General features: G+C 40.7%; 9 protein-coding genes and 1 other annotated feature. Of the genes, 6 read left to right on the forward strand and 3 right to left on the reverse strand.

From position 1 onward, the window contains the following. The first annotated feature begins 8 nt into the window (after positions 1–8). Positions 9–488, forward strand: a complete 480-nt coding sequence (locus RE409_RS20980; protein ID WP_201186205.1) for a GAF domain-containing protein — start codon at positions 9–11, stop codon at positions 486–488. Positions 489–529: 41 nt separating this feature from the next. On the opposite strand, the gene RE409_RS20985 is transcribed toward RE409_RS20980, so the two are convergent. Continuing rightward, entirely contained in the window at positions 530–2,404 is a 1,875-nt protein-coding gene (locus tag RE409_RS20985; RefSeq protein ID WP_309558007.1) for a sensor domain-containing diguanylate cyclase, read from the reverse strand. A 484-nt stretch (positions 2,405–2,888) separates the two neighbouring features. Here RE409_RS20985 and rpsD point away from each other — a divergent pair, with 484 nt between their 5' ends. Beyond that, positions 2,889–3,491: a 30S ribosomal protein S4 gene (gene rpsD, locus RE409_RS20990; RefSeq protein ID WP_053347316.1), complete on the forward strand. Its 603-nt coding sequence runs from the start codon at positions 2,889–2,891 to the stop codon at positions 3,489–3,491. A 106-nt stretch (positions 3,492–3,597) separates the two neighbouring features. Here the strand turns inward: rpsD and tyrS are convergent, their stop codons facing one another. Beyond that, positions 3,598–4,854, reverse strand: coding sequence for a tyrosine--tRNA ligase (gene tyrS / locus RE409_RS20995; protein WP_201186208.1), 1,257 nt, complete (start codon positions 4,852–4,854; stop codon positions 3,598–3,600). A 70-nt stretch (positions 4,855–4,924) separates the two neighbouring features. Continuing rightward, positions 4,925–5,141 (reverse strand) — a binding site (T-box leader). Between the two features lie 146 nt (positions 5,142–5,287). Here tyrS and RE409_RS21000 point away from each other — a divergent pair. Beyond that, on the forward strand, positions 5,288–8,311 hold the full coding sequence (locus tag RE409_RS21000) for a transglycosylase domain-containing protein (protein ID WP_309558008.1): 3,024 nt from the start codon (positions 5,288–5,290) through the stop codon (positions 8,309–8,311). 196 nt (positions 8,312–8,507) lie between these two features. On the opposite strand, the gene acsA is transcribed toward RE409_RS21000, so the two are convergent. Continuing rightward, positions 8,508–10,226 (reverse strand): acetate--CoA ligase, encoded by a 1,719-nt coding sequence (gene acsA / locus RE409_RS21005; RefSeq protein ID WP_309558009.1) that lies wholly within the window; start codon positions 10,224–10,226, stop codon positions 8,508–8,510. Positions 10,227–10,576: 350 nt separating this feature from the next. Between acsA and RE409_RS21010 the strand changes: the two genes are divergently transcribed. The 3 genes from RE409_RS21010 to RE409_RS21020 are packed head-to-tail and all read left to right on the forward strand — an operon-like array spanning position 10,577 to position 13,061. Then, the gene (locus RE409_RS21010) at positions 10,577–11,209 is read left to right on the forward strand and encodes a GNAT family N-acetyltransferase (RefSeq protein WP_056529420.1); all 633 of its coding nucleotides are present in this window, start codon (positions 10,577–10,579) and stop codon (positions 11,207–11,209) included. Between the two features lie 27 nt (positions 11,210–11,236). Beyond that, the gene (locus RE409_RS21015; RefSeq protein ID WP_053347320.1) at positions 11,237–11,887 is read left to right on the forward strand and encodes an acetoin utilization AcuB family protein; all 651 of its coding nucleotides are present in this window, start codon (positions 11,237–11,239) and stop codon (positions 11,885–11,887) included. Continuing rightward, a complete protein-coding gene (locus RE409_RS21020) occupies positions 11,880–13,061 on the forward strand; it encodes an acetoin utilization protein AcuC (protein ID WP_201223379.1) in 1,182 nt (393 codons plus the stop codon). Before RE409_RS21015 ends, RE409_RS21020 begins: the two co-directional genes overlap by 8 nt. Positions 13,062–13,087: the final 26 nt, after the last annotated feature.

Raw genomic sequence — 13,087 nt, forward strand, 5'->3', positions numbered from 1 at the left:
GAACCCTTTTGTTTAATGTCGAAATGTATCAAGGAAAAAAAGAAAAAAACTATGAACTTGTCCAAAAACAGCTCTTTGCCTTAATAGAAGATGAACCAAATCAGATAGCCAATTTCAGTAATGCCGCTGCTTTACTGAATCAATTTCTCGTTGAGATTAACTGGGTCGGCTTCTATTTACTTGAAGAAGACCAATTGGTGCTAGGACCTTTCCAAGGCCTTCCAGCCTGTGTCCGCATTCCAATGGGCAAAGGCGTATGCGGGACCTCAGCGGCCACAAAAAAAACCTTACGCGTCGATGATGTCCATCAGTTCCCAGGACATATTGCCTGCGATGCTGCATCACGTTCTGAAATTGTCATACCCCTTATGAAGGAGGGCAAACTAATTGCCGTTCTTGATATCGACAGCCCAATTACGAACCGATTTGACGAAGTGGATCAGCAAGGACTCGAGAAATTCGCGGACATCCTAACCAAGCGTTTATAGAGTAAAAAGGGAGCGGCAATCCATGCCGCTCCCTTTTATTGTTACAGAAATCCATGTACATGAACTTTGTTTTTCCCTGAATTCTTCGCAATATATAACGCCTCATCTGCCCTTTTAACTACCTCTTTCATGTTATCTAAATGTTCTTTTGACCAACAGGACACGCCGCAGGAAATCGTCACTCTAGGATTGGATTTCTCCCAGACCTTATCCTTTACTCGTTCGGCAATGCGAACACCTGACTCTAAAGGAACATGTGGAAGGTAAATAGCTAGCTCTTCTCCGCCCCACCTGGCCCCGATATCCGTATCACGAATATTATGTTGAATGAGATCAGCGACCTGGATCAGAATATCATCTCCAACCTGATGACCATATGTATCATTAACCCTCTTGAAGTTGTCAAGATCAATCATAATGAAAGTGCCCTCTTCATCCTCTTCCATGGATTCGGACATTTTATCATCGAGATAACTCCTTGAATACAGTCGGGTTAAATGATCGGTAATGACCAGTTTTTCAAGTTCTTCACGAAGCATGGAATTGGCCATCGCCAAACTTGAGTGGTGGATAAGTGACTGTAACAACTTAAACATTTCAAATGAGAAGAAATAGGCTTCCTTATGCAAAATAACAGCGAATCCCTTAACATCATTACTTTCCATCATAGGAACTGCCATTAGGGAATGATATTTCACATTTTCATTGGGACAATGAATACTTAAATCCCCGATAAACAGTGATTCCTTATCAACATCAATCTTACCTTTCAGGAAAGATATATACATACTCGCCTCCTCTGAATCAAAAAACTCAGAGCTTCCTGTCAATAAACTCACTTTGTCACCAGGATGGAGCAGAATAAATCCTGTCTGATCAGCATGAAAGGACTTTATAATTTGCTGCTTCATATATTCCATGGTTTCACTCAAGCGCAGATTGGAATTTAAATGCTGTGATGTCTCATTTATAAGCTGTAAATCTGAAACAAGTCGTTTTGATTGTTGATACAGTTGAGCATTCTCCAAGGCACTTCCAGCAGTATTAGCCAACAATGAAATAAACTCAATTTCATTTTCAGGGAACACGAGTGTATTAGGCGCAATAACCTGAAGAACGCCATAGACCCCTTGTTTACCTTTTAAAGGAGCATATAAAATAGAGTGATTTTCAGATGAGTGATCCTCAAATTGTATGCTACCGTTTACATAAGCCTTTAGTGCAGCCACATTCTCACTATCATATTCGAGGTCCTTGATTGGCAGGTTTTCATGGCTGTCATTATCATGGGAGAGCAGCAGGTAATAATCAAAGGTTGGGTAAACAGTGTGCAACGTCGAGATAATTTCCCCTAAGACCGCGTCCATGTTCATTGAAGAATGAAATTTTTCTGTGACCTTGAAGAGTTGTTTATATCGTCTTTCCTCATCTGATATCTTAGAAATTGATAACGCAGCTTTCAAGATTGTGGTGAATTCTTTAGAAAAAGCAGCCCCTTCTTCCGGAGTAAGGCTTGTAAGAGAGCCATTTTTCCGTTCTTTGAAGGCCGTTAATCCAATGATCTTACCATTATCCCAAAGTGGTATAACAGTCTGGAAATCCTTTACTTCCTGCTGCATACTTACTGTTACATCTCTATCATCTTTCTGTTCTTTCAAGATCATTTCTATATACTCTTGTACAGGAACCTGCATGTTATAATCGTGAAAACATCCGGTAGAGGTTTCTTTATAAAATTGCTGTTTCCACTCATCAAATTTAAAGAACATTACCTCTTCCATACCTAGCAGGTCTTTCGTCTCAAATAAAAAAGTCTCCAAGAATGTTTCGTAATGGAGTTCACCTTGCATATTCTGTATGTGTTTAAAGAAAAGTACTCTTAATTCATTAATCAACCGAGCTGTTTTAATCTTCATCTCTATCATCCCTATATTACAGCCTATTTTTTAAAGAACCTTTTAAGGTTTCATAATACTTCCACTTTAAAACGAAGCAAAAAACTAGATTTAATCGAAACTTATAGTAATAGTTCCCAGGAAACTATTTATTGAAATTCATACTTTTTACTTATTATAACGCTTTCATCGGAAAAACTCTCCCAAAAATAGTACTTTTTTATGTAATTGTAATTTTATCCCTTGAATTATCTTTAAACTCCCTTTTAATGAAAAGCTAACTGTCCTTGACTCATTGAGCAGAATATTATACAATACTCCTTGTGTAAAATATTGCAGCCTATGTGACAGCTTTTATGTTCTCATTTTGTTCCTCCATACAGAGGTGTATCTCGTAACTCTCTGCTGCTAGGGCGAAGGTACATGAAAACAAAATGGTCATAACCGTTTATTCACACGGTTTTTATTTTACCAAAATAAAAACATTTAAAGGAGGAGTCATCCTATGGCTCGTTATACTGGCCCAAGCTGGAAACTATCCCGTCGTTTAGGAATTTCCCTAACAGGTACTGGTAAAGAATTAGAAAAACGCCCTTATGCTCCAGGACAACATGGTCCTAACCAACGTAGAAAAATTTCTGAATATGGAATTCAACTACAAGAGAAACAAAAACTTCGTCACATGTACGGAATCACTGAACGTCAATTCCGCACAATGTTCGACCGCGCTGGCAAACTTAAAGGTGTTCATGGTGAAAACTTCATGGTTCTTCTTGAATCACGTCTTGACAACCTAGTTTACCGTCTTGGTTTAGCTCGTACACGTCGTCAAGCACGTCAACTTGTTAACCACGGTCACATCACTGTAGACGGAAGTCGCGTAGACATCCCTTCTTACAAAGTGTCTCTTGGACAAACAATCTCAGTTCGTGAAAAATCACGTAACTTCTCAATCATTAAAGAATCAGTTGAAGCAACTAACTTCGTACCTGACTTCCTTACTTTTGATGCTGAGAAATTAGAAGGTACTTTCACTCGTTTACCAGAACGTTCTGAATTGCCTGCTGAAATTAACGAAGCTCTTATCGTTGAGTTCTACTCTCGTTAATAACTTCAAAAAAAACCTCATCCTTGGATGGGGTTTTTTTTTGTGCACAGAACTCAACTTCCAGACAAAACAAGGCCCGGCTGAGATTCAGCCGGGCCTTGTTTTCTCATTTCACTAATGTATATTTCTTCTTACCGCGACGAACAAGGATGAACTCTCCTTCAATCTTAACCTCTTCAGCCACGACATATTGCAGATCAGTCACTTTCTCGCCATTGATGGAGATTGCACCATTCTGAATATCTTCACGAGCTTGTCGCTTCGATGGAGAAATCTTCGCTTCAACAATTAAATCAACTAAGCTGATATCTTCCTTACTTTCACGTTCAAAGGTCGGAACATCTTTAAAGCCCAATTTAATTTCGGCCGCACTTAAATTTTTCACCTCACCGCTGAATAGAGCTGCAGAGATTTTGATTGCTTGGTCAAGAGCTTCCTGCCCGTGAATCAAACGTGTCATTTCTTCCCCTAAAGCTTTTTGAGCTTTACGTAAATGCGGTTCAGTCTGCACGGATTGCTCTAACTCTTCAATTACTTCACGTGATAGGAATGTGAAGAATTTCAAGTATTTCACGACATCAGCATCCGCTGTATTAATCCAGAATTGGTAAAATTCATAAGGAGTCGTTTTTTCCGGATCAAGCCAGATTGCTCCGCCTTCCGTTTTACCGAATTTCGTTCCGTCCGCTTTCGTCACGAGCGGAATCGTCATGCCGAACGCTTTTGCTTCCTCGTCATGCGATTTACGAATCATTTCAAGACCAGTCGTAATATTGCCCCACTGATCACTCCCGCCAATTTGCAACTTACAGTCATGATTATCGTATAAATGACCAAAGTCGATCCCTTGTAAAATTGTATACGCGAATTCCGTAAAAGAAATCCCTGTTTCCAAACGGGAAGCAACCGTGTCTTTTGCCAGCATGTAGTTTATGCCGATGTATTTCCCGTAATCACGCAAGAACGTAACCATGTCGATTTTACCTATCCAGTCATAGTTATTGACCATAACTGCGCCATTTTCACCTTCGAAGTCAAAGATATGGGATAGCTGCCCTTTAATACAGTCGGCATTATAAAGCACTTTTTCCAACGTTTGCAGCTGGCGTTCTTCTTTTTTACCGCTTGGATCACCGATAAGTCCAGTAGCCCCTCCTACAAGTACAAGGGGACGATGACCGTGCTGTTGGAAACGGCGCATTGTTAAGAATGGCAATAGATGTCCGATGTGCATACTATCCGCGGTTGGATCTACCCCACAGTATAAAGAAATTTTTTCTTTTTCTAAAAGGTCCTTAAAACCCTCTTCATCCGTTTGTTGATAAATAATCCCTCTCCACTCGAGTTCCTTTAGCAATTCCATTTTATAATTCCTCCTTCAAATCCGAAAATATCCCGCAAAAAGCATACAAAAACGCCCCTTCATATAAATATGAAGGGACGAATAAATTCGCGGTACCACCCAACTTGAGGACATAAAGCGTCCTCCGCTCGAGACGAATAACGGTCGTCAACCGTTTCCTGCTACTAATCATTTCACAGCAAATGCTCAAGGAAGTAATTCATCTCACTATATGTACCGATTTCCACTGACCACCGGCTCTCTAAAACAGGGATAGTTTGACTACTGGGTCCTATCATCGCGCTTTTTTAATAAATTTTATTGTTAATAAGTTTTTATCATACATAACATTCATTGTCAACATCACCCTTACAGATTCTAGAAAAATATGAAAGTTCGCCTTTCCCTTCCGTGTTATATGCTATAATATATGTGATTTCAGGGGGTATGATACATGAATAATAATCAAAAAGATAGATTTCAAACAGCATGGAAACAGCTAACCCGTTTTTTTCAAAATGAAAAAACACAAAAAAATGCAAGGGTTACATACCAAGTCATTTGGAACCTAACGTTGATCCTCATTATTGTTGGGGTTCTAGGATTCTCATTCGCCGGCGGCGTTGGAGCCGGCTATTTCGCTGCCCTCGTCAATAATGAGCCGGTACGCTCAAAGGATGATTTAAAAAAGGACATTTACAATTATGAAGAGACCTCTGAGGTATACTTTGCGGATAAAGTATACTTGGGCAAGCTCAAGAGTGACCTTGATCGTGAAGAAGTGTCCATCGATAAAGTTTCCGACCATCTTAAAAATGCAGTCATCGCTACAGAAGATGAGTATTTTTATGAACATAACGGAGTTGTTCCGAAGGCTATCCTGCGTGCAGTTTATCAGGAATTTACGAATGCATCCGTTCAATCAGGTGGAAGTACTTTAACACAACAGCTCATAAAAAACCAAGTCTTAACGAACGAAGTATCATTTGAACGGAAAGCAAAAGAAATTTTACTTGCGCTCCGGGTCGAGAAGTTCTTTGAAAAAGAAGAGATTTTAGAAACCTACCTAAACGTCTCCACTTTGGGACGAAACTCTTCCGGACAGAATATTGCTGGTGTCCAGTCGGCTGCCGAAGGTATTTTCGGAGTGGAAGCTAAAGATCTATCTTTACCCCAATCTGCCTTTATTGCAGGATTACCGCAAAGTCCTTTTGGGTATACTCCATATACCCAGCAAGGGAAGCTTAAAGATAATCTAGAGCCCGGAATTAACCGGATGAAAACCGTATTAAAACGAATGTATAGCAATGAATACATAACAAAAGAACAATATGATAAAGCAATCGCATACGACATAACAAAAGACTTTATCGGTAAAAAGGCGTTGCCCTCTGAGAAATATCCATGGCTCACCTATGAAATAGAAAAACGTTCCATTGAAATTTTGTCACTTAGCTTAGCAAAAGAAGATGGATATGAAGAAAAAGATTTAGAGAACGATGATTTAAAAAAGCAATATTTAGCACTAGCTGATCGTAAACTGCGTCAAAACGGCTATAAAATTTATACGACAATCAATAAAAAGATCTATGACCAAATGCAAGAAGTAACTAAAAACTATCCAAATTTCGGATATGATAAAACCGAACAGGTCATCGATCCGGATACGAAAGAAATGAAAACTGTAAAAGAGCCCGTTGAGGCGGGAGCTATCCTTATTGAAAATAAAACAGGGAAAATCATCAGTTTTGTCGGTGGACGTGACTTTAAACGGGAACAAACAAACCATGCAACATCATCACTACGGTCAAATGGTTCAACGATGAAACCGCTATTGGTATACGGTCCAGGCATTGAGCTAGGAAAGATTTCACCTGGGAGTGTAACAGCCAACGTACCAATTACCATTCCAGGCAATACGCCGTGGCGGCCGGGAAACTATGGCGGCGGAAGCCTCACCGGCTTAACGACAGCTCGGGAAGCGTTAAAGAATTCGTATAATATTCCAGCTGCCCTATTTTACATGAAAATCATCAACCAAAATCCGGTTTCCTATTTGGAAAAAATGGGCTTTACATCTTTAACAAAAGGGGATTACTCAAATCGTGCCATGTCATTAGGTGCCTTGGACAAAGGTGTAACCGTTGAAGAAAATGTCAATGCGTTTGGCACATTTGCCAATTCAGGGGAATTCGTTGATGCTTATATGATTGACAAAATCGTATCAAAAGATGATGAGGTCATCTATGAACACAAAGCAAAACCAGTAAAAGTATTTTCACCGCAAACTGCTTATTTAACGCTTGATATGATGCGGGATGTCGTAAACAGCGGTACGGCGGCTTCGGTCAGGAACCGACTTGCTTTCTCCAGTGACTGGGCAGGTAAAACCGGGACTGGACAAAACTATTGGGATGCTTGGTTTGTCGCCACTAATCCAAATGTAACGTTTGGTACATGGATGGGTTATGACACACCGAAGTCTTTAAAAGGGACCTATAATGGTCTTGAATATAATAAACGTAATATCTATTATTGGGCAGATTTGATAAATGCCGCATACAAAGTCGATTCAAAACTCGTCGACCCTGATAAGCGGTTTGAGATGCCCGGCGGAATTGTCAGTCGTTCCTTCTGTGGCGTTTCAGGCCTTCTGCCTTCAAGTTCATGTCAAAAGGCTGGACTTGTCAAGTCTGATTTATTCATCGCCAAATATGCCCCATCTAGAGCAGATAATAGTTTCATAGATGGACAATATGTATCAGTCGGCAGCAAACGATACGCGGCTCTTCCACAAACACCGAGCGAATTCACAAGCGGTGGGTTCATGCTGAATCCTGCGTCCTTTGAAGATATCGGATTGAAATATGTGGATGATCCCGGATCCTTAATTCCCGGAGGAGAAAAATGGGGCAATGTCGTCGGGACGAAAGCGACACTTAATGATAATGGAAAAGCGCCTAATGCCCTTTCTATCACTGTAAGTAACAATAAGATTTCATGGGGGCTTCACCCTGAAGGAGATGTCGTCGGCTATCGCGTCTACAAAAATGGTAGAAAAGTGGCGAGCATTAATTCTGGGGGTAATCTTGTTTACACTGCCGGATCAGGTGGATCTTATTACGTAACAGCTGTAGACATAGTCGGCAAAGAATCAGCACCTTCGCAACACGTTGAAATTGGCGCTAAAAAGACAAGTGCAAAAGCGGAAGCTAAAGATGAAGATAAAGACAACAAATCAAAAGATTCCACTAAGAATAAAGATAATATCGCAAATGAAAAAACAGATACCGAAGAGAAAAAACCAGACTCAAAAGAAGAGAACGTTACTGCAGAAAAAGACAAAGATACAAACAACACAGATAAAGAAGATACAGGAAAAGATACAAATATAGACAAAGAAACAGACCAAAATAAAGACCAAAATATAGACCAAAACAAAGACACAGATAAAGCTGAAGAAGAGGAAGAAGAATAACACGCTTCTTGAAGTAACTTAGCAGGCTACGGGAAAACGACCCAACAGCCTGTTTTTTTATAGATTTATTATTTCCTATGCTATTTAACTTGATTAGCATAGGACCCTTAAACTTTAAACACATGAAAAAGGCATCCATGCCAATGAACATGGATGCCTTTTTTCTACTATTCTTGATTCCAGATAACTCGGCTTTTTAATCTTCCATTGATGATAAATCACCAGTTGGAAGATCAAGTTCCCAAGCTTTCAAGACCCGGCGCATGATTTTACCGCTTCGTGTTTTCGGAAGTTTATCTCGGAATTCAATTTCACGTGGTGCGGCATGTGCTGCGAGACCTAGCTTAACAAATTGACGAATTTCTTCAATTAATTCATCGTTGGCTTCGTATCCGTCACGAAGGGCAATAAACGCTTTAATAATTTCGCCCCGGACTGGATCTGGCTTCCCGATAACCCCTGCTTCAGCAACGGCTGGATGCTCAACCAACTTGCTTTCCACTTCGAAAGGACCTACTCTTTCCCCGGCTGTCATGATGACATCATCTACGCGGCCTTGGAACCAGAAATATCCTTCTTCATCCATATAAGCGGAATCCCCAGAAACATACCAATCGCCTGGCATAAAGTAAGATTCATATTTTGACTCATTATTCCAGACAGTCTTCATCATTGAAGGCCAGCCTTTTTTAATAGCAAGGTTCCCCATTCTGTGCGGAGGAAGCTCTTTACCTTGATTATCCACTATTGCCGCTTCCACACCCGGGATCGGTTTCCCCATCGAACCCGGTTTGATTTCCAGGCAAGGATAATTACAGATGAGTTGAGCACCTGTTTCCGTCATCCACCATGTGTCATGGATGCGGTGATTGAATACTTTCATCCCCCAGCGGACCACTTCCGGATTCAACGGTTCACCGACACTTAAGACATGGCGGAGAGAACTTAAATCGAATTGTTTAACGATTTCGTCTCCTGCACCCATCAGCATCCTGAACGCAGTCGGTGCACTATACCAGACCGTAACACCAAAGTCTTGCAGAGTTTGGTACCAAGATTCAGGCTTAAATCGACCACCTACGATGACATTCGATGTACCTGTCAGCCATGGACCAAAGATACCGTAAGACGTCCCTGTCACCCATCCAGGATCCGCTGTGCACCAATACACATCTTCTTCCTGTAAATCAAGGACCCATTTTGCCGTTTGATAATGCTGAACCATCGCATTATGTACGTGGAGCACACCTTTTGGCTTCCCTGTCGAACCGGATGTATAGTGAAGAATCAGTCCATCAGCGCGGTCCACCCATTCAATCTCAAATTTTTTGTCCGCTTCTTTTAGTTTTTTATTAAAGTGATAATATTTTCCTTCTTCTTTGATATTTTCCCCCACTAAAAAAATATGCTTCAAATGGGGCAATTCATCCACCGGGACACGAGGCAAAAGCTCAGGAGTCGTTACTATCACACTTGCCTCGCTATCTTCCAGACGATCTCTTACGGCGCCCTCCATGAAAGCTTCGAACAACGGACCGACTACTGCTCCAGTTTTAATGGCACCTAGTAATGCAAAATAAAGTTCCGGGGAGCGAGGCATGAAAATGAAAACACGATCACCCTTTTCCACCTTGGCAATGTTCTTGAACACATTGGCCGCTTGGTTTGAATAATCTTTCATTTCCTTAAATGTGTACTTTTCATTTCTTTTTTCATCTTTGTAATAAAGGGCGACCTTGTTTTTTCTGTATGTTTCAACATGGCGGTCAATGGCTTCATATGCGAGATTCACTTTACCTGTTTCAGACCAGGAGAATTCCTTTTCCGCTTCAGACCAGTCAAACGTCTTGTATTTTTCATCGTAATTCTTTAAATTAAAATTACCCTCAACTACTGGCAGCGCTTTCACATTCATACGACATACTCCCCCTTTTTTCAGCTTTATATTTTGTATTATAGTATAAAAATCTAATTTTCTCAATTTTTAAAATACTTATTTTTTCCATATTAGGGTAAATTCATTCGCTATAAATTTTGAAAACTTAAGGCGAATATTGCTAAAGGGTGATTACGAATTGATATCCGGAACATAAAGCCATGTTGTAACAAAAGATTCAAATATGTCTCGAACTTTCAGAATTATGTCACTTGTTTTTTATGTATAATTTATGTAAACTTTCCATTTGGTTAGTTTTCAAGCATAATGAATCTTATACTTTGGGATATAAGTATAAAAGATAACTATTTTACGAGGTTGGTGAAAGAATGGAATATAGTAAGACCTATTACGCTAAGGAATTGCAGACATTAAGCGGCACACTCATCATTGAAGGCCCGCTTAATGGACAAAAAATGGCATCCTATGAGTTTCACGAAGACTTAGTCGCCTTTCGCCCACCTGCTCTGCAGCATAAAGCGTTAATCGAGATCGCAGACTTGCCTGAGGGCAGAATCTTTATAGCGCGTGAAAATCAGACCATCGTTGGTTATGTAACTTATTTATATCCCGACCCCTTGGAACGCTGGTCAGAAATCAAGATGGATGACCTGATTGAGCTTGGTGCAATCGAGGTCATCCCTAAATATCGGGGTGCCTCCGTCGGGAAGAACTTAATCCGTCTCTCCATGGAAGACGATTCGGTAGAAGACTTTATCATCATTACAACTGAATACTATTGGCATTGGGATTTGAAAGGGACAGGATTGAATATTTGGGACTATCGCAAAATCATGGAAAAAATGATGAGTGCCGGCGGCTTGGTCTACTTTGCAACAGATGACCCGGAAATCAGTTCCCATCCAGCCAACTGCCTGATGGCGCGTATTGGAAAAAGAGTGCCGCCCGAATCTATCCAGAAGTTTGACCAACTACGTTTTATGAATCGATTTATGTATTAAAAAGGTGAGTAAAGAGGAGGAACAAATATGATTGTTGAAAAAATAATGAATGAAGATATTATTTCTCTCACTCCAACAGATACAATCCATAGCGCTGTCTTAATCATTAAGGAGAAACGAATTCGCCATATTCCCATTGTCGATGACAACTTTCAACTTGTGGGATTAGTCAGTGACCGTGATATACGGGATGCTGCTCCTTCGATTTTCCGCACCTCAGAATACAAAAATGATTTACAAAAACCACTAACCAGCATCATGAAAACAGATATAATCACAGGGCATCCGCTAGATTTTGTTGAAGAAATCGGGGCTGTATTTTGTGAAAACAATATCAGCTGCCTGCCAATCGTGAAAGAAAAAAAGTTAGTAGGCATTATAACCGGTTCTGATTTGCTTCATTCTTACGTTGAATTAACGGGGGTTAATCAGCCCGGTTCCCAAATTGAAATCAAAATTCCGAATAAAGCAGGGGCGCTTTACGATATTGCCCTCATTTTCAAAAAGCGCAATTTGAATATCCTGAGTACTCTTGTTTATCCGGAAAAAACTGAAATTGATTATAAGATTCTTGTAATCCGTGTACAGACAATGAATCCATTTATGGTGGTGGAGGATTTAAAGAAAGAAGGCTATACCGTTTTATGGCCTAGTCTACCGGGGATTTCTCATGACTGATAAATCACTGTTTGTTTATTCCGATGAACTCCTTACCTATAAATTCAGCGACGAGCATCCTTTTAATCAAAAGCGGCTTAAGCTCACGCTAGATTTGTTAAAAAAACACCATGCCATTAGTGATGATCAAATTATAAAACCTAGACTTGCTACCGATGAAGAATTAGAACTGATTCACGACCACCATTATGTAAACGCTGTCAGATTGGCGGGCGAGGGAAAACTTCCTCTTGAAAAAGCCGTAAATTATGGATTAGGAACAGAAGATACTCCAATTTTTCCTAATATGCATGAAGCAAGTGCCTTACTAGTAGGTGGAACCTTAACGGCCGTGGATGCGGTTATGACCGGTCAGTCTCTGCATGCCCTGAATCTTGGTGGGGGGCTGCATCATGGTTTTCGCGGCAAAGCTTCGGGCTTTTGTATTTATAATGATAGTTCGGTCGCGATTAAATACTTACAAAAAAAATATGGCGCACGTGTCTTATATGTCGATACGGATGCCCATCATGGTGACGGCGTACAATGGTCGTTTTATGATGACCCAGAAGTCTGCACCCTATCCATTCATGAAACAGGACGTTATTTGTTTCCCGGCACTGGCAATATTAACGAACGAGGGCAAGGAAAGGGCTACGGCTATTCATTCAATATTCCCGTCGATGCGTTCACGGAAGATGACTCCTGGCTCGAATGCTACACAGCTTCCTTTAAAGAAGTGGTTGAATTCTTCAAACCGGATGTCATCTTAACACAAAATGGTGCCGATTCTCATTATTATGATCCACTCACCCACCTATCTGCCACAATGAAGATTTACAGGGAAATACCAAAATTGGCTCACGAATTGGCCCATCAGTATTGTGAAGGCCGCTGGATTGCAGTTGGCGGCGGAGGGTATGATATCTGGCGTGTCGTTCCGCGTGCCTGGTCGAGGGTCTGGCTTGAGATGACGAATAATGATATATCTGGCCCCCTATCGAAAGAATGGCTTAATACATGGCAGCCTGAGTCCCCTGTGACGCTCCCAAATGAGTGGGATGATATGGAGGACATATACGAACCGATTCCAAGGAAACCAGAAATTACCGAGAAGAATGCCCAAACGCTCGAAAAGGCTCTTTATCCCATCCGAACTTCCAAACAAACATCAACAAGTAATGATAAAAGCTGACTAAAAAGGTCGTTGAAAAACGATCT

This window comes from Peribacillus sp. R9-11 (assembly GCF_031345095.1).
Classification (GTDB): domain Bacteria; phylum Bacillota; class Bacilli; order Bacillales; family DSM-1321; genus Peribacillus; species Peribacillus butanolivorans.

Excerpts from the sequence above, each read along its gene's own strand:
- RE409_RS20985 (WP_309558007.1), bottom strand. The coding sequence starts at position 2,404 with ATGAAGATTAAAACAGCTCGGTTGATTAATGAATTAAGAGTACTTTTC.
- rpsD (WP_053347316.1), top strand. The coding sequence starts at position 2,889 with ATGGCTCGTTATACTGGCCCAAGCTGGAAACTATCCCGTCGTTTAGGA.
- tyrS (WP_201186208.1), bottom strand. The coding sequence starts at position 4,854 with ATGGAATTGCTAAAGGAACTCGAGTGGAGAGGGATTATTTATCAACAA.
- RE409_RS21000 (WP_309558008.1), top strand. The coding sequence starts at position 5,288 with ATGAATAATAATCAAAAAGATAGATTTCAAACAGCATGGAAACAGCTA.
- acsA (WP_309558009.1), bottom strand. The coding sequence starts at position 10,226 with ATGAATGTGAAAGCGCTGCCAGTAGTTGAGGGTAATTTTAATTTAAAG.
- RE409_RS21010 (WP_056529420.1), top strand. The coding sequence starts at position 10,577 with ATGGAATATAGTAAGACCTATTACGCTAAGGAATTGCAGACATTAAGC.
- RE409_RS21015 (WP_053347320.1), top strand. The coding sequence starts at position 11,237 with ATGATTGTTGAAAAAATAATGAATGAAGATATTATTTCTCTCACTCCA.
- RE409_RS21020 (WP_201223379.1), top strand. The coding sequence starts at position 11,880 with ATGACTGATAAATCACTGTTTGTTTATTCCGATGAACTCCTTACCTAT.